The organism is Micromonospora sp. NPDC005174 (assembly GCF_040608495.1).
Classification (GTDB): domain Bacteria; phylum Actinomycetota; class Actinomycetes; order Mycobacteriales; family Micromonosporaceae; genus Micromonospora.
Genome location: NZ_JBEXIJ010000002.1, coordinates 329,241 through 346,023 on the forward strand (window position 1 = coordinate 329,241; position 16,783 = coordinate 346,023).

Here is a 16,783-nt window from a genome sequence, read left to right on the forward strand (position 1 = left end):
CACCGTGGCCTTCGCCCTGCGTAAGCGTGGCCCGAGCGAGTTCGAGCGGGCCTCCGACGGCTCGATGACGCTCATCGAGCACGTCCGTGAGCTGCGCAACCGCCTCTTCCGCGCCTCCTTGGCGATCATGATCGGTTTCGGTTTCGGCATCTGGTTGGCGACGCCGGTCCGGGTGCTGCTGTCGAAGCCGTACTGCGACCTGCCGCAGTCGATCGATCTGGCGACCGGCAAGTGCAAGTTCGTCCAGCTCGGCGTGGCGGACGTCTTCCTGCTGAACCTCAAGATCGGCCTGTGGGTGGGTCTGATCATCGCGGCGCCGATCTGGCTCTACCAGCTCTGGGCGTTCATCGCGCCGGGCCTGCACCGACACGAGCGGCGGTACGCGTACATCTTCACGGCCCTCGCCGCGCCGCTGTTCGCGGCCGGCGCGGTGCTGGCCTTCTTCGTCACCACGAAGGGCCTCGAGTTCCTGCTCAACGTGTCCGGCGACGACATCGCGACGAACCTCGAGGTCACCCGGTACATCTCCTTCGTCACCAACCTGATCCTGCTGTTCGGGGTGGCGTTCGAGTTCCCGCTGATCGTGCTGATGCTCAACTTCGTCGGCCTGGCCAGCGCGAAGCGGTTGCTGAGCTGGTGGCGGGTGGCGATCTTCGTGTTCTTCGCGTTCTCCGCCGTGGTCACCCCCACCCCCGACCCGTTCGGGATGACCGCCCTGGCCGTCTGCCTCTCCGCGCTCTACTTCGGCGCGGTGGGCATCGCGTTCATCAACGACAGGCGGCGGGGTCGCGGCAAGGAGGTCTACGCCGGTCTCGACGACGACGAGGTCTCGCCGCTGGAGTTCGACACGGACCCGGTCGTGGCCGGGCAGCGGGTCGACGCGACCGCGCCGATCGGTGCTCCCGAGCCGATCGCGAAGCCGGCGCCCATCGAGCGCCGCTACGACGACATGACCTGACGGCCTCGCGCTGTCCGTTCCGTCGACGCCGTTCCCGCTTCGCGGGGGCGGCGTCGACGCATATCGACCGGGTCGGCCGCCGGGAGCGCTACCAACGAAGGATGAACAACGTGTGTACGACGAGTACGGTGCTGGCCGTGACCGCGAAAGATCTTCGGCCTGGACCGGCGGAGGACGCCGCGTCGGCCGCTGGCCCGGTGGCCGTGCTCGCCAACCCGACGGCCGGCCGGGGACGACGGCGGGCCCTGCTGCCCCGGCTGCTGGACGGGCTGTCCGCCGCCGGCCGGCCGGTGACGGTGCTGTCGGCGTCCACCCCCGATGAGGCGGAGGTGGCCTGTCGGACGGCGGTCGCCGAAGGCGCGGGCGCGCTGGTCGCGATCGGCGGAGACGGCACCGTGCACCGGGCGCTGCAGGCCGTGGCCGGCACCGACATCCCGTTCGGACCGGTGCCCGCCGGCACCGGCAACGACTTCGCGATCGACACCGGCTTTCCCGCCGATCCCGTCGCCGCCGTGGAGGTGATCGTCGAGGCGCTGCGTGCCGGCCGGAGCCGCGAGGTCGACCTGGCCCGGATGACCGGCGCCGACGGCACCGAGCGCTGGTACGGGGCGGTCCTCGCGGCGGGTTTCGACGCGATCGTCAATGAGCGGGCCAACCGGATGCGGTGGCCGCGCGGGCCTCGCCGCTACGACCTGGCGATCCTCATCGAGATGGCCCGCCTGAAGCCCCGGCGCTACACGATCCGCCTCGACGGGGTGCTCCACGAGATGGACTCGGTGCTGGTGGCGGTGGGCAACTGCCCGTCGTACGGCGGTGGGATGCGGATCTGCCCCGACGCCGACCCGACCGACGGCCTACTCGATGTGGTGGTGGCCGGCCGGGCGGACCGGCGGACCATGATCCGGGTCAAGCCGCACATCTACCAGGGCACCCACGTCGACCACCCGGTGGTGAGCAGCTACCGGGCCCGTACGGTGGAGTTGGCCGCCGAGGGGATCGTCACGTACGCCGACGGGGAGCGCTCGCTCGGGCTGCCGGTGTCGATCACCGCAGTGCCGGGGGCTCTGCGGCTGCTGCGCTGACCCGTACCGCGCCGATGCTGGCGGCGATGACCAGCACGATGGCGACGCACTCGGCCACGGTCAGCGCCTGCCGCAGCACCAGCCAGCCGGCGAGGGTGGCGGCGGCCGGGCCGAGACTCATCAGCACCGCGAACGTGGCGGTGGGCATCCGGCGCAGCGCCAGCAGTTCCAGGGTGTAGGGCAGGCCGGAGGCGAGCACCGCGAGGGCGGTGCCGAGGGCCAGCACGGGCGGGTCGAGCAGGACCGCGCCGCCGTCGGCGATGCCCAGCGGCAGGGTGACCAGCGCGGCGAGGGTGAGCGCGAGGGCCAGCCCGTCCGCACCCGGGAACCGGCCGCCGACGCGGGCGCTGAGCACGATGTACGCGGCCCACATGGCGCCCGCGCCGAAGGCGAACGCCACGCCGGCCGGGTTGAGTCGGTCGAAGCCACCCTGCCCGAGCAGAGCCACCCCGGCCAGCGCGAGCCCCGCCCAGCACCAGCTCGCCAGCCGGCGGGCGGTGAACACCGACAGCGCGAGCGGGCCGAGCACCTCCAGCGTCACCGTCGGTCCGAGCGGGATTCGCTCGATGGCCTGGTAGAACAGCGAGTTCATGCCGGCCAGGGCCAGCCCGAACGCGCCGACGGCGAGCCAGGCGGAGCGGTCGTGCCCGCGCAGGCGGGGCCGGCACACGACGAGCAGCAGCACCGCCGAGATCGTCAGTCGCAGGGTCACCGCGCCGGCCACCCCGGTACGGGGGAAGAGCAGCGCGGCGACGGCGGAGCCGAACTGCACCGACAGCGCCCCACCGAGCACCAGCGCCACGGGGACGACGCCACCGTGCCGCTGTGGGGGCGCGTCGGTCGGTGTCGACGCTGGCAGGAGGGTGTCGGTCATTGCGCTGACCTTATCGCCCGGCGTGCAGGCACGCGAAATGCGAGATCCACTACCGCTATGGTCGAGCGTGACCGTTGGGGCGGCTGCGACGTCCTTCCTCTTCACCATCAGAGCAGCTCACCAACGCGCCAACCGATGACCGCCTTCCGGCAATCCGGTCCCCGTTGCCAGTGTCGCTCATTGCTCTACTGGTACTCCGGTCCTAGACTCTTGTTGTGGTCGATGTCGGTGTCGTGCCCGTCTCAACACCCCGGATTCGCACGACCGTCACGGCCGCGTTGTCGTACCGTGCTGGACGGTTGGGATGAAGGAGTCATTCAGCTTCAGCACAATTACGGACTTTGACAGCTACATCGCTCGCGAGATCCGAGGTTACGACATTCTCTCGGAGATTGTGGTGGGCCTTGCGGACGCAATCATCGAAGCCGGCACTACCGTGTACGATATCGGTTGTTCGACAGGCCGCCTTATCAACACGTTAGCCACCAACGTTGCGGCAGAGACCGATGAGTCTCGCCAGAGAGCGGTTAACTTTGTCGGTATTGAACCTAATGTGAACTTTACGCGGCTGTTTAGGCCAGCGAACGACGCGGTGCGCCTGTGCCGAGACAAGGTCACCGCCGCAACTCGTTTCGACAACGCCAGCCTGATAACGTCGATATTCACGCTTCAGTTCGTTCCGGTCCGTGAACGCGCGGCTATAGTTCGCAATATCTACCATGGATTGAATACCAACGGCGGCTTCATTCTCGCTGAGAAGGTGTACGCGGGCGATGCGGCGATCGAGCGGTTGATCAACGATCGACATATCGACTTCAAGTTGCAGGGCAGCAGCGCGGACGCCATCCTCAGCAAGGATCGGAGGCTGCGTTCGATCATGCGCCCTTTCACCTTGGAGGCGAACTTCCAGATGCTCGAACGGGCCGGTTTCACCCGATTCGAGAGCTTCTGGCGCGTGAACAACTTCGTTGGCATCCTGGCCGTGAAGTCCTGACCAAGCTAGGACGGTGTCATGTCCCCTGATCCCCGCCCAGCGCGACGCTCGTTCGACGAGCTTCGACAGACGGTGAAGGTCGTCAAGCCGGTCGACTTCCAGGACAGATACCGCGAGTACCTGGAAGCCAGCGATGAGAAGCCGGTGCTTGCTGCAGGGCTTGCGCCATTGCTACGCCGGGGCAGTCTGTTGGACATCGGGGCCGGTTCCGGCGACGTGCCCGATTTGCTTGACGTGGATCAGGAGACCTACACGGCGGTCGAGTGCCAGCCCGAGTTCGTCCGACTGCTGCGTGACAAGGGTTACCGGGTAATCGATGACCTCTTTCCCTGCCAGGTCGGCGGTCCTTTCACCAACGTCTTACTCTGCTACTGCCTGTATGGTCGAGAGCAGTGTGAGTTGTTGATCCACGCAGGGTGGGCAGCGGTAGCGCCGAGTGGCCAACTCCTCGCCGTAACCTTCCGCGATCACCTTGACGAGTACAACAGCCTGCTGCACCGGGTGGGCCACACCAACCGAGGCGGCCTCGACGTGCACTACAACTTCCTTACCACCACCTTCGCTTCCCTCGGCGTGCTCACGACGCACGTCTGGACCAGCTACATCTATAGTCGGGATCTGGCGGAGCTCGCCGGCATCGTCAGCTTCATGGCTACCAACAGCAACGTCGGGACACTGCAACGCCGAGCCGAGATCTATGCCGGGATCATGGCCGAGCGGAGATACGTCGACGAGCGTTTTCGCACGGTCGCCGGTGACTATCGTCTTCCTGTGCACCACCATGTGTTCGTCGTTGCGAAAGACGTGTCATGACTGCTGTTCAACTACTGGTTGGCGCCCTGGTCGTCGACGCGGACGAGTTTCTGCTGCTGCGGCGTAGTGAACGGGAGACATTCCTGCCCGGCCGGTGGGGGATCCCGGCCGGCAAGGTGAAACCGGGCGAGGACTTGAAAGTGGCGGTGCTGCGGGAGCTCCGAGAAGAAGCCGGACTCGCCGGGACGGTCGAGTGTTCGGCGGGCTCGGTGTGGTTCGACAGCGTGCGTGACGGCCAGCCGTGGAGAAATTTGCAGGTCAACTACGTGGTGCGACCATACTCCCGTCAGGTTCAACTTGATCACTCGAATAGTGCCTGCGCGTGGGTGTCGTTGGCGGATATGACAACCTCACCGGTAGAGGTCGACGCCTTCACCCGTCGGATCGTGGAAATGGCCCTTCAAGCCGGTCCGGCAGGGCATGCACCGCGCCTGTGAGCTCAAGCTGAGTCATTCAGGTGTTGGCGGAGCCGGTCGAACACCGTCTCCAGCGATTCGTGCCGTCGTTCGGTGCCGTCCGATCGATAGCTGGAGCTCATCGACTTCTCGGTTCGTCCCTGAAGGAAAAGTGAGAGGGTTCCGGGACGAATGTGCGCCAGGCTGTGTATCTGCCGATGATGCAGGGAGATGGCGCTGCCCCGCAGTACGGTCCGCGAGCCGTCCGGCAGCGGTGCCTCGGCCCCGTCCGGCCGTTTGTAGTCGACGTTGTCGTAGCCGCCGGAGAGGATGAGGGACACGAAGTTGTAGCGGTGGTCGTGGGGGACATCCGCGTACGAGCCGGACGTGACCGCGTCATCCTTGTACTGATGAAGCCACACCTTCCACCGGTCGCCGTCCCCTGCTGCGATCAGCCACTTGTAGTGAGTGGTCACCTCCCGGGAGGCTCGCATCAGCGCGGCGTAGTCGCGCTCGTTGACACCGTCAGCCGCATTCGACAGCTCCGCCGTCAGAGCGTCGGCGTTGATGGTGAGAAAGCGGGCCAGTGCTGGTGCCCAGTCCGTGCCTGCCGCTCTGATTTGACCGACGAGTTGCGCCGTCGTCGGGCCAAGTCGAAGGATGCGGGCCATGGCTACTCAACCTCCCATCGGACCACTGCTTTGCGCAAGGACCGACTTGGTGAACCGGTCGATCCAATCCGCTCTTGCGATCTCCCTGCGGGACAACCAGCGAGCCTCGACCACGTCGTCGGTGTTCGGGTGGAGCTGTCCGTGGAACCCGTCGACGAGATAGTTCAGCTGAAGAACAGGTATGCGATCCTGGTAGGTCGGTTCGTCGTAGATCGAAGTACCGACGAGTTCGGCCCTGTCCACGGTGAGCCCAGTCTCCTCGAGCATCTCCCGCCGCAGCGCATCCTCCGGGGACTCGCCGTGGTGAACGTGGCCCCCTGGCACACTCCAGCGACCTGGTAGGTGTGGATCATTGAACGACCGCTGGATCAGCACCACCCGGTCATCGGCGGCGCAGACGCCAACGATGGCCACCGCGAACAGATCCCTGCCTGAGGTCATCTTTCGATCCGGGTCATATTTGCGAAGAACCTTTTCTCGAAGTTCTTGGCCTGCATCCTCAGCGCGGCGATCTCAGTGCCTCCGATCTCGTCGAGGCCGAGCCCTTTGAAGATCTTCACCAGGTCGGCGTCGTCCTGACCGCGCTCGAAGGTCACCCGCTGCTGGGCAATTTCCAGTTGACGAGCGACCTCGAGCGAGTACGTCTCGAAGGCGATCGCGCCACGTACGTAGCGATACGTGGTCGGATTCACCGCGGAAGAGCCCGGGCGGGCATGGTAGAGGGCAACGTAGATCGCGTCGTCGGTGCGTTCGAGCCGCACCACAGACACCAACGTGCCGTCCAAGCTGACGCATACCTTGCTGGTGTGCCTCAGATCGAACAGGGCGACGATCGTACGAGTCACTTCGTTGCGCAACTCCTCGACCACGGCATCAAGGGTGCGTCCAGTGTTGCTAGGGATCAGCAGTCGGTCAGCCGCCCGTTGGCGTAGTGCCGCTGTGTTCACGGGGTTGAGCATCAGCACCTGGATCTCTGCGAAGCTCTTGCGGCAGTAGTTGACGTACGGTGCTACCCACTTAGCGCTGCTGCCCCGAAACTGGAAGCTGGACGAGACGCGCATGTCGTTGATCAGATCGGTCGTGAATACTTCGTCGAAGGACCCGGTGGGCGGGTACTCCTTGGCGGGGAGATGAACCTTCGAGGTGGTGCTGACGAGATCCAGAACATCCTTCTGTTGCTGCTCGAAAAGGGACTGCAGAGATGATTCCATGACGTGCTTAGACTCTCGGTTGATGAAAAGTGTTACAAAAGCACCGAAGAGTGCTGCCGAGAGGATGCCGCCACCGACGGTGGAGAGCTTGAGTTGCAGAGAGGACTTATCGTCCACCATCAGTAGGCCCAGGCCGATGACGGCGCTGAGCGTGGTCATCAACCAGAAAGCGTAGGTAAGTGCTCGGCCAGCGGTCTTGTCCTGCCTGGCGGATGGCATCACGATGACCTCTGTCACTCTGGACGTCAGGCAGCGCAGTCTAGCTCCGTCCTGAAGTGACGCACAACGCATTCGTCGGGACATGGCAATAATTGATCACTTGTCCCGGACGATGGCCTACGGTTCGCCTCGTCGTCGAGGGTCAGAATTGACGGTTGCGATGCGCCGTTGTGTCTCTCGCCCGACTGGTAAGGCCCAATCGTTGGCGCCAACCGAACGCCGGGGATCCACCCCGCGCCTGACAGGTCGGCTCAGGCAGGCAGCGCCAGGTCCAGGACCGCGCCGAGCCCGTTCTCGCGGCCCGGGTCGGCGGCCGGCAGCACCAGCACCGCGCAGCCGGCGGCCACCGCGCCGGCGTCGGCCGGGGTGTCGCCGACCATCAGCGTCTGCTCGGGATCGACGCCCAGCATGCCGCAGGCCCGCCAGAAGATCGCCGGGTCGGGCTTGCAGCGCCCCACCTCGTACGACAGCACGAACGCGTCGACGAGGTCGGTCAGCCCCCAGGCGTCGAAGTGCGGTCGCAGGTCGAAACCGATGTTGCTGACCACCGCCACCCGCACACCGGCGTCGCGCAGCGCGGTCAGCGTGGGGGCGGTGTCCGGGTACGGCAGCCAACCCTCGGCCACGAGCAGCCGCTCGTACAGCGCGTCGGCGAAGCCCTCGATGCCCGTGTCCACGGTCTCGGCCAGCCCGGTGTACGCCCCCCGGTGCGCGTGCGGGTAGAGGTCCCGGTCGGCCCACAGCTCGGCGAGCCGGGGTGGAACCCGGGCCGGTAGTGGCCCGCCCGCACGGCCGGCGGTGAGCAGGCGGTCGGCCAGCGAGGTGGCCCGGACCGGGTCCAGGGTGACGCCGCACACCGCCGCGGCTTCCCGCACCCACTGCCGAGGCTCCTCCACCTGGGCGAGGGTGCCGTGGAAGTCGAAGAGCACCGCCTTGACGGGCCGTCGCGACGCCCGCGCCGTGGTGGCATCCGCGGCACTGCCCGGCGGACTGGTCTGGGGCGGTTCGGCATGGTCCGGCACGCCGTGCACCCTACCGACCCCCGCCGACGACCCCTCGGGACGGCCTTGTGGGGTGCACTGTCCCGACACGCACTAATCTTGGTGCCATGTCGAGCCCCGCCGAGCGGTACGCCGCGGCGCGCCACCGGGCCGCGCAGGCCGCACAGTTTCCGGCGCTGGACGAGTTCGCCCTCGATCTGGGGTTCGACCTCGACGACTTCCAGCGCGAGGCGTGTCAGTCGTTGGAGCGGGGCAGCGGTGTGCTGGTGTGCGCCCCGACCGGCGCTGGCAAGACGGTGGTCGGCGAGTTCGCCGTACACCTGGCTCTGCGGGGGCGGCCCGACGACCCGGCGGCGGCCGACGGCGCGGCGACGCCGACGACCCGGCGCAAGTGCTTCTACACGACGCCGATCAAGGCGCTGTCCAACCAGAAGTACCACGACCTGGTCGCCCGGTACGGGGTCGAGCAGGTCGGTTTGCTGACCGGCGACAACGCGATCAACGGCGACGCGCCGGTGGTGGTGATGACCACCGAGGTGCTGCGCAACATGCTCTACGCGGGTTCCAGCACCCTGCGGGGGCTCGCCTACGTGGTGATGGACGAGGTGCACTACCTCGCCGACCGCTTCCGTGGCGGCGTGTGGGAAGAGGTGATCATCCACCTGCCGGAGTCGGTCACCCTGGTCTCGCTGTCGGCGACGGTGTCCAACGCCGAGGAGTTCGCCGACTGGCTGGTCACCGTGCGCGGTGAGACCGCCGTGGTGGTCAGCGAGCACCGGCCGGTGCCCCTGTGGCAGCACATGCTTGTCGGCAAGCGGATGTTCGACCTGTTCCACGACGCCGACGCCGCCCGCAAGCACGACGTGCACCCGGAGCTGCTGCGTTACACCCGCGACACGATGCGCCGGCTGGAGTTGGGCGAGGGGCGCAGCGCCGGGCCGGGCGCCGGTCGGCGTGGTCCCCGCTGGCGTGGCCCGATCCGGCCGGACATCGTCGACCGGCTGGACCGCGAGGGTCTGTTGCCGGCCATCCTGTTCATCTTCAGCCGCGCGGGCTGTGCCGCCGCCGTGCAGCAGTGCCTGGCCGCAGGGCTGCGGCTCACCTCGCCCGAGGAGCGCGCCGAGATCCGCCGGGTGGTCGAGTCCCGGGTCACCGCCATCCCCGGTGAGGACCTGACGGTGCTGGGCTACTGGGAGTGGCTCGACGGCCTGGAGCGCGGCCTCGCCGCCCACCACGCCGGCATGCTCCCGGTGTTCAAGGAGGTCGTCGAGGAGTTGTTCGTCCGGGGCCTGGTGAAGGCGGTCTTCGCCACCGAGACCCTGGCGCTCGGCATCAACATGCCGGCACGCTGCGTGGTGCTGGAACGCCTGGTCAAGTACAACGGCGAGGCGCACGTCGACCTGACGCCGGGGGAGTACACCCAGCTCACCGGCCGCGCCGGCCGACGGGGCATCGACGTCGAGGGGCACGCCGTGGTGGTGTGGTCCCCGGAGACCGACCCACGGCACGTGGCCGGGCTCGCCTCGACCCGCACCTATCCGCTGCGGTCCAGCTTCCGGCCGTCGTACAACATGGCGGTGAACCTGGTCGGCTCGGTCGGCGCGGAGCCCGCCCGGGCGCTGCTGGAGTCCTCGTTCGCCCAGTTCCAGGCCGACCGGTCGGTGGTCGGCCTGGCGCGGCAGGTGCAGCGCAACACCGAGACCATCGAGGCGTACGGCGCGGAGGCCGCCTGCCACCACGGCGACTTCGACGAGTACTTCGCGCTGCGGGTGGCGATCGCCGACCGGGAGAGGTCCATCGCCCGGCAGGGGCAGACCCAGCGCAAGGCCGCCGCCGTGGCGTCGCTGGAGCGCCTGCGGGTCGGCGACGTGATCCGCGTGCCGTCGGGCCGGCGCGCTGGCCTGGCGGTCGTGCTGGACCCGGCGACCGGCGGGTTCGGCGAACCCCGTCCGCTGGTGCTCACCCAGGACCGCTGGGCGGGACGGGTCAGCCCGGGCGACTTCACCACCCCGGCCGAGGTGTTGGCCCGCATCCGGGTCCCCAAGCACTTCAACCACCGCTCGCCGGGTGCCCGGCGGGATCTGGCCGCCGAGGTCAGCGGCACCGGCCTGGACCGGCACGGAGGTCGCCGCGGTGGCCGTTCCCGGCAGACGCCCGGCGAGGACCACCGGCTCAGCCAGCTCCGCACCGAACTGCGCAACCACCCCTGTCACGCCTGCCCGGAGCGGGAGGAGCACGCCCGCTGGGCGGAGCGCCGCCACCGTCTGGAGCGCGACACCGAGGAGCTGCGCGAGCGGGTGTCCGGGCGTACCGGGTCGCTCGCGCGGACGTTCGACCGGATCGTCGCGCTGCTGACCGACCGTGGTTACCTCGCCCGCGACGGCGCGGTCACCGACGCCGGACGGATGCTCGGCCGGATCTGGACCGAGGCGGACCTGCTGGTCGCGGAGTGTCTGCGCCGACGCGTCTGGGACGGGCTGTCCCCGGCCGAGCTGGCCGCCGCGGTGTCCGTGGTGGTCTTCGAGGCGCGCCGCGACGTCGACGAGCGGGCGTCCCTGCCGCGCGGCCCGGTGGCCGACGCCGTGGACGAGACGCTGAAGCTGTGGGGCGAGATCGAGGCGGACGAGGCCGCGCGCGGGCTTGCGGCGACTCGGGAGCCGGATCTGGGCTTCGCCTGGCCGGTCTACCGGTGGGCGCGGGGTGAGGCTCTGGCCAAGGTGCTCGGCAGCGGGCACGAGATCGACGGCGAGATGCCCGCCGGTGATTTCGTCCGCTGGGCGCGGCAGGTCGTCGACCTGCTTGGTCAACTTTCCGACTCCGGTGGCGCGTCGCCGGAGCTGCGCTCCACGGCTCGACAGGCGATCGCGGCCATCAACCGAGGTGTACTGGCGTACCACACCTCTGCCTGATAATCACTTTCGGTCAACGGCCTCGGCGAATCGACGCATCGTACGGTCACCACAAAGGCACCCCGCGAATAGCCCGAGGGTGCTATTGCGCCTGCTCGGAGCACACCTGATCATTACCCCGGCGCCGTTCCTGCGCGCCGGTAACGAATGGGGAGAGCAACCGCCGTGGCGGACATCAATCACTTTGAGTACGGGTGGATCACGCCCGCGCTGAGCTACGCGCTGTCGGTGCTCGGGTCGATCCTCGGGCTCGTCTGCGCCGGCCGTATCCGTACGGCCCGCACCGCCGGGCAGCGCGCCTGGTGGGGCCTTCTGTCCGCCTGGGCCCTCGGCGGCACCGCCATCTGGGCGATGCACTTCATGGCCATGCTCGGCTTCGCCGTCGACGGGACCCGCATCCGGTACGACGTGCCGCTCACCGCCGCCAGCACCGTCATCGCGGTGGTCGCGGTCGGCATCGGCCTGGCCATCGTCGGCACCGGCCAACTGAACCCGGTACGCCTCGTCGCCGGCGGCGTGTTCACCGGTGCCGGCGTCGCCGCCATGCACTACACCGGCATGGCGGCGATGCGCCTCAACGGCAGCCTCGGCTACGACACCACCCGCGTCGTCCTCTCGGTGGTGATCGCGGTCGTCGCCGCGACCGTCGCGCTGTGGCTCGCGATGACCGTCCGGCGTGGCCTGGCGATCTTCGGCTCCGCGCTGGTCATGGGCGTCGCCGTGAACGGCATGCACTTCACCGGCATGAGCGCGCTCTCGGTGCACCTGCACGAACGCTCGGGTGGGGTGACCGGCGCCGGGGTGAGCGCGTTGCTGGTGCCGATCGTCGTAGCGGTGATCTTCGGGGTGGTCGGGCTGCTCTACGCCCTGCTCGCCGCTCCCACCGACGACGACCTGGCCGCCACCGCGTACCTGGACGCGCGTCGGGCCCAGACGTCCGCGCCGGTCACGCCGGAGGCCGCCCCGGACCCGGTCGGGCTGCGCGCCCGTTCCACCCTCGGGCAGCCCGGCACCCCGTTCCCGTCCCGCCGGGACACGCCGCCGCGCTGACGCCGCCAGGCCGCCACCGAACCGCCGCCGTTGCGAGGCCGTCGCGGCGATGCCGGGCGTGCTCGCCCGTGCGCGACGGCCGCGTCTCATCCCGCTGACCGAGGCGATCCCGCCGTGCGACCGGCGCGGTGTGTCGGTGTTGAATGCGGGGGTGTCCGCCACCCCGCGAGTCAACCGGACACAGAGGAGGGTGAGATGAACTTCCAGCGCCTCGGACCGAGCGGCCAGGAGATCCCGGTCGTCCAGCACGACGGTACGACCTTCGACCTACGGCCACTCACCGCCGACCTGGACGGGACGTTCTGGGCGTCGGAGGGGATCGCGCGGACGCGGGCCGCGCTGGACGGCGGCGAGCTGGCCGAGCTGCCCGACGCGGACAGCCTGCGGGTGGGCGCACCGGTGGCGCGTCCCGCCAAGATTGTCTGCGTCGGGCTCAACTACCGCGACCACGCTGCGGAGACCGGCGCGGCACTGCCCGCCGAGCCCGTGGTCTTCATGAAGGACCCGATGACCGTCGTCGGGCCGTACGACGACGTCCTCGTTCCGCGTGGTTCGACCAAGACCGACTGGGAGGTCGAACTCGCGGTCGTCGTCGGGAAGACCATCCGGTACGCCGAGTCTCCCGAGCAGGCCCTGCGGCACGTCGCCGGGTACGCGGTGTCGCACGACGTGTCCGAGCGCGCCTTCCAGTTGGAGCGTGGCGGCCAGTGGGACAAGGGCAAGAGCTGCGAGACCTTCAACCCGCTGGGGCCGAGCCTCGTGCCGGCCGACGAGGTCGGCGACCCGCAGTCGCTCGCGCTGCGCCTGTGGGTCAACGGGGTGCTCCGCCAGGACGGGTCCACCGCGAACATGATCTTCCCGGTGGCGCACGTCCTGTGGTACCTCAGCCAGTTCATGGTCCTGTACCCCGGCGACGTCATCAACACGGGAACGCCGGCCGGGGTGGCGCTCGGCCTCCCCGACCATCCCTATCTGCGCGCCGGTGACGTGGTGGAGTTGGAGGTCGCCGGCCTGGGCCGCGCACGTCAGACGTTGGTGGCGGCATGACCCCGGAGTTCGCCGGGCTGGCCGCGATCGTCACGGGCGGCTCATCCGGGATCGGTCGCGCGACGGCCGTGGAACTGCGCGCCCGAGGCGCCCGGGTGGCCGTCCTCGACCTCGACCCGAGCGGGCTTGAAGATGGCATCGTCGGCATCACCGCCGACGTGTCGAGTCGGCCGTCGGTGGACGCGGCGGTCGCCGCGGCCGCCGAGGCGCTCGGCGGCCTCGACGTGGTGGTCAACAACGCCGGTATCGGCGCGACCGGCACCGTCGCCGACCAGAGCGACGACGAGTGGCACCGCGTGCTCGACGTCAACGTGGTCGGCATGGCGCGGGTCGTCACCGCCGCGCTGCCCTGGCTGCGTCACTCCGACCACGCGTCGGTCGTCAACCTCTCGTCCATCGCGGCCCTCAACGGCCTACCGGGCCGCGCGCTCTACTCGGCCAGCAAGGGCGCCGTGCTGTCGCTGACCCTCGCCATGGCGACCGACCACGTCCGCGAGGGCATCCGGTTCAACTGCGTCTGCCCGGGCACCGCGGACACGCCCTGGGTCGGACGGCTGTTGGCGCAGGCGGACGATCCGGCCGCCGAACGCGCGGCGCTGCAGGCCCGCCAACCCATCGGACGACTTGTCACCCCGGACGAGGTCGCCAACGCGATCCTCTACCTCGCGTCGCCGCGCTCGGCGTCGACCACGGGTACGGTGTTGGACGTCGACGGCGGTGTCACCCACCTGCGGGTCCGGCCGTGACGACGGGCGGGGGTGTTCCGTGCGGATCGCACTGTTCGTGACCTGCCTGGCCGACACCATGTTTCCGCAGGCGGCCACGGCGACCGTACGGCTGCTGGAACGGCTCGGCCACGACGTGGTCTTCCCGACCGAGCAGACCTGCTGCGGGCAGATGCACGTCAACACCGGTTACCAGCGCGAGGCCGTGCCGCTGGTGCGCCGGCACGTGCGGACCTTCGACAGGTACGACGTGATCGTCGCGCCGTCGGGCTCCTGCGTCGGGTCGGTACGCCACCAGCACGCGATGGTGGCCCGGCGTGCGGGTGACGAGGGTCTGGCCAGCCGGGCCGAGTCGGTGGCCGAGCGGACGTACGAGTTGTCGGAGCTGCTCGTCGACGTGCTCGGGGTGACCGACGTGGGCGCGTACTACCCGCACCGGGTCACCTACCATCCGACCTGTCACTCACTACGGATGCTGCGGGTGGGTGACCGACCGCGACAGTTGCTGCGCGAGGTGCGCGGCCTCGACCTGGTCGAGTTGCCGGCGGCGGAGCAGTGCTGTGGTTTCGGCGGCACGTTCGCCGTGAAGAACCCGGAGACGTCCACGGCGATGTTGGCGGACAAGATGCGTCACGTGCTGGACACCGGCGCCGACGTGTGTGCCGCCGGCGACGTGTCCTGCCTCATGCACATCGGCGGCGGACTGTCGCGGCTGCGTACCGGGGTGCGCACCGTGCACCTCGCCGAGATCCTGGCGTCGACGGAGACCAGCGGCGCAGCGGCGGCCCGGTCGTGACCCGCCCGACGTTCCTCGGCATGCCGACGACCGCGCCGCCCGGCGTGGGGCACCTGCGCGGCGACGAGTCGTTTCCGAGCGCCGCGCGGCGCAGCCTGGCCGACCCGCAACTGCGGCGCAACCTGCGGCACGCGACGACGACGATCCGGACCAAGTCCGGAGCAGTGATCGCCGAGCAGGCCGACTGGGAGGAGCTGCGCGCGGCCGGCGCGGCCATCAAGGCCGACACCCTGCACCGCCTGCCCGAGCTGCTGGAACAGCTCGAGGTGAAGGTCGCCGCAGCCGGTGGTGTGGTGCACTGGGCGGCGGACGCCGTCGAGGCCAACCGCATCGTCACCGACCTCGTCCGGGCGACCGGCGCGGACCGCGTCATCAAGGTCAAGTCGATGGCGACCCAGGAGATCGGCCTCAACGAGGCCCTGGAGGCGGCCGGGATCACCGCCGTCGAGACCGACCTCGCGGAGCTGATCGTGCAGCTCGGCGACGACCGGCCGAGCCACATCCTCGTACCCGCGATCCACCGCAACCGCGCCGAGATCCGCGAGATCTTCCTCCGCGAGATGCCCGGCGTCGACCCCGCGCTGACCGACGACCCGCCGGCCCTGGCGGCCGCCGCACGCCGGTTCCTGCGCCAGACCTTCCTGAGTACGCCGGTGGCGGTGTCCGGCGCGAACTTCGCCGTCGCCGAGACCGGCACCCTCGCCGTGGTGGAGTCCGAGGGCAACGGCCGGATGTGCCTCACCCTGCCGGAAACCCTCATCACCGTCATGGGTGTGGAGAAGGTGGTGCCCACCTGGCGCGATCTGGAGGTCTTCCTCCAACTCCTACCGAGGGCCTCGACGGGGGAGCGGATGAACCCGTACACCTCGATGTGGACGGGCGTCACCCCGGGCGACGGACCGCAGGCCTTCCACCTGGTCCTGCTGGACAACGGGCGCAGCGCGGTGCTCGCCGACGAGGTCGGCCGGCAGGCGCTGCGGTGCATCCGCTGCTCGGCGTGCCTCAACGTGTGCCCGGTCTACGAGCGTGCCGGCGGGCACGCGTACGGGTCGGTGTATCCGGGGCCCATCGGCGCGATTTTGTCGCCGCAGCTCACCGGCATCGAGGACAACGCGTCCCTGCCGTACGCGTCGACGCTCTGCGGTGCCTGCTACGACGCCTGCCCGGTCAAAATCAACATTCCGGAGCTGCTGGTACACCTGCGCGCCGAGGTGGTCGAGTCGCGGCAGCGGCCCACCGCCGAGTCGATCGCGATGGCCGCCGCCGCGTACACGATGGACCGACCCCGGCTGTACGCGGCCGGGCAGCGCGCGGCCCGGCTGAGCCGGCTCGCCGGTCGGCGGGGTCGAGGTCTGCCCCCGCCGCTGAACGGCTGGACCGCCAGCCGGGACCTGCCCGACCCGCCGGCACAGACGTTCCGCGAATGGTGGGCCGAGCGGTGACCTCCCGGGACCTCGTCCTCGGCCGGCTCCGCGCCGCGCTCGCCGCCGGCGCCCAGGCCCCGACGCCGGTGCCGCGCGACTACCGGCGGACCGCCGACGTGGACCTCGACCAGTTGGCGCAGCGGTTGACCGACTACCGGGCCCACGTGCACCGGATCACCGAGGCCGCCGTCGCCGACACGATCGCCGACATCCTGCCGGCGGGCGGCACTGTCGTCGTACCCCCGGGTCTGTCACCCGCGTGGCTGCCGGCGACGGTGACCGCGCTGCCCGACGACGGCCTCGACCACGCGCGGATCGGCGCGGCGGACGGCGTCGTCACCGCCGCCGCCGTCGCCATCGCCCAGACCGGGACGGTGGTCCTCGACGGCTCGCCCGACCAGGGACGCCGTGTGCTCAGCCTGCTGCCGGACCTGCACGTGTGCGTGGTCCGCGCCGACCAGGTCGTGGCCACCGTGCCCGAGGCCCTGCGACGGCTGACGCCGCAACGCCCACTGACCTGGATCAGCGGACCGTCGGCCACCAGCGACATCGAGTTGATCCGCGTGGAGGGCGTGCACGGCCCCCGCCGCCTGCACATCCTCCTACTGCCCTGA

Annotated in this window: 17 protein-coding genes; 12 read left to right on the plus strand and 5 right to left on the minus strand. The window is 69.5% G+C overall.

Annotated features, from left to right (window positions below):
- The first annotated feature begins 4 nt into the window (after nt 1–4).
- Together tatC and ABZU91_RS03770 are read left to right on the plus strand one after the other, a co-directional pair.
- Nucleotides 5–958, plus strand: coding sequence for a twin-arginine translocase subunit TatC (gene tatC, locus ABZU91_RS03765; RefSeq protein ID WP_355233544.1), 954 nt, complete (start codon nt 5–7; stop codon nt 956–958).
- Nucleotides 959–1,095: 137 nt separating this feature from the next.
- Entirely contained in the window at nt 1,096–2,040 is a 945-nt protein-coding gene (locus ABZU91_RS03770) for a diacylglycerol kinase (RefSeq protein ID WP_355233546.1), read from the plus strand.
- Here ABZU91_RS03770 and ABZU91_RS03775 read toward each other — a convergent pair.
- Nucleotides 2,003–2,914, minus strand: a complete 912-nt coding sequence (locus ABZU91_RS03775) for an EamA family transporter (RefSeq protein WP_355233548.1) — start codon at nt 2,912–2,914, stop codon at nt 2,003–2,005. The two genes, ABZU91_RS03770 and ABZU91_RS03775, sit on opposite strands and share 38 nt — an antisense overlap.
- 304 nt (nt 2,915–3,218) lie before the next feature.
- Here ABZU91_RS03775 and ABZU91_RS03780 point away from each other — a divergent pair, with 304 nt between their 5' ends.
- The 3 genes from ABZU91_RS03780 to ABZU91_RS03790 are packed head-to-tail and all read left to right on the plus strand — an operon-like array spanning nt 3,219 to nt 5,158.
- Nucleotides 3,219–3,908 carry a hypothetical protein gene (locus ABZU91_RS03780; RefSeq protein ID WP_355233550.1) on the plus strand — a complete coding sequence of 230 codons (690 nt, stop codon included), beginning with the start codon at nt 3,219–3,221 and terminating at the stop codon, nt 3,906–3,908.
- An 18-nt stretch (nt 3,909–3,926) separates the two neighbouring features.
- A complete protein-coding gene (locus ABZU91_RS03785; RefSeq protein ID WP_355233552.1) occupies nt 3,927–4,721 on the plus strand; it encodes a hypothetical protein in 795 nt (264 codons plus the stop codon).
- Entirely contained in the window at nt 4,718–5,158 is a 441-nt protein-coding gene (locus ABZU91_RS03790; protein WP_355233554.1) for an NUDIX hydrolase, read from the plus strand. The genes ABZU91_RS03785 and ABZU91_RS03790 overlap by 4 nt, the downstream gene beginning before the upstream one ends.
- 2 nt (nt 5,159–5,160) lie before the next feature.
- Here ABZU91_RS03790 and ABZU91_RS03795 read toward each other — a convergent pair whose 3' ends face one another.
- The 4 genes from ABZU91_RS03795 to ABZU91_RS03810 all read right to left on the minus strand — a co-directional run bounded on the left by ABZU91_RS03795 (nt 5,161) and on the right by ABZU91_RS03810 (nt 8,239).
- Nucleotides 5,161–5,787: a hypothetical protein gene (locus ABZU91_RS03795; protein WP_355233556.1), complete on the minus strand. Its 627-nt coding sequence runs from the start codon at nt 5,785–5,787 to the stop codon at nt 5,161–5,163.
- 6 nt (nt 5,788–5,793) lie between these two features.
- On the minus strand, nt 5,794–6,228 hold the full coding sequence (locus ABZU91_RS03800; RefSeq protein ID WP_355233558.1) for an NUDIX hydrolase: 435 nt from the start codon (nt 6,226–6,228) through the stop codon (nt 5,794–5,796).
- Nucleotides 6,225–7,157 (minus strand): hypothetical protein, encoded by a 933-nt coding sequence (locus ABZU91_RS03805; protein ID WP_355233560.1) that lies wholly within the window; start codon nt 7,155–7,157, stop codon nt 6,225–6,227. Before ABZU91_RS03805 ends, ABZU91_RS03800 begins: the two co-directional genes overlap by 4 nt.
- A gap of 311 nt (nt 7,158–7,468) precedes the next feature.
- Nucleotides 7,469–8,239, minus strand: coding sequence for an HAD-IA family hydrolase (locus ABZU91_RS03810; protein ID WP_355233562.1), 771 nt, complete (start codon nt 8,237–8,239; stop codon nt 7,469–7,471).
- Nucleotides 8,240–8,325: 86 nt separating this feature from the next.
- Here ABZU91_RS03810 and ABZU91_RS03815 point away from each other — a divergent pair, with 86 nt between their 5' ends.
- The 7 genes from ABZU91_RS03815 to ABZU91_RS03845 all read left to right on the plus strand — a co-directional run bounded on the left by ABZU91_RS03815 (nt 8,326) and on the right by ABZU91_RS03845 (nt 16,783).
- Nucleotides 8,326–11,127 carry a DEAD/DEAH box helicase gene (locus tag ABZU91_RS03815; protein WP_355233564.1) on the plus strand — a complete coding sequence of 934 codons (2,802 nt, stop codon included), beginning with the start codon at nt 8,326–8,328 and terminating at the stop codon, nt 11,125–11,127.
- A gap of 165 nt (nt 11,128–11,292) precedes the next feature.
- Nucleotides 11,293–12,177, plus strand: a complete 885-nt coding sequence (locus ABZU91_RS03820; protein WP_355233566.1) for an MHYT domain-containing protein — start codon at nt 11,293–11,295, stop codon at nt 12,175–12,177.
- Between the two features lie 195 nt (nt 12,178–12,372).
- Nucleotides 12,373–13,224 carry a fumarylacetoacetate hydrolase family protein gene (locus tag ABZU91_RS03825; protein ID WP_355233568.1) on the plus strand — a complete coding sequence of 284 codons (852 nt, stop codon included), beginning with the start codon at nt 12,373–12,375 and terminating at the stop codon, nt 13,222–13,224.
- Complete coding sequence (locus ABZU91_RS03830; protein WP_355233570.1) at nt 13,221–13,970, plus strand: SDR family oxidoreductase; 750 nt, start codon at nt 13,221–13,223, stop codon at nt 13,968–13,970. The genes ABZU91_RS03825 and ABZU91_RS03830 overlap by 4 nt, the downstream gene beginning before the upstream one ends.
- Nucleotides 13,971–13,989: 19 nt before the next feature.
- Nucleotides 13,990–14,745, plus strand: coding sequence for a (Fe-S)-binding protein (locus ABZU91_RS03835; protein WP_355233572.1), 756 nt, complete (start codon nt 13,990–13,992; stop codon nt 14,743–14,745).
- 20 nt (nt 14,746–14,765) lie between these two features.
- Nucleotides 14,766–16,187, plus strand: a complete 1,422-nt coding sequence (locus tag ABZU91_RS03840; protein WP_355233704.1) for a LutB/LldF family L-lactate oxidation iron-sulfur protein — start codon at nt 14,766–14,768, stop codon at nt 16,185–16,187.
- A complete protein-coding gene (locus tag ABZU91_RS03845) occupies nt 16,169–16,783 on the plus strand; it encodes an LUD domain-containing protein (RefSeq protein WP_355233574.1) in 615 nt (204 codons plus the stop codon). The genes ABZU91_RS03840 and ABZU91_RS03845 overlap by 19 nt, the downstream gene beginning before the upstream one ends.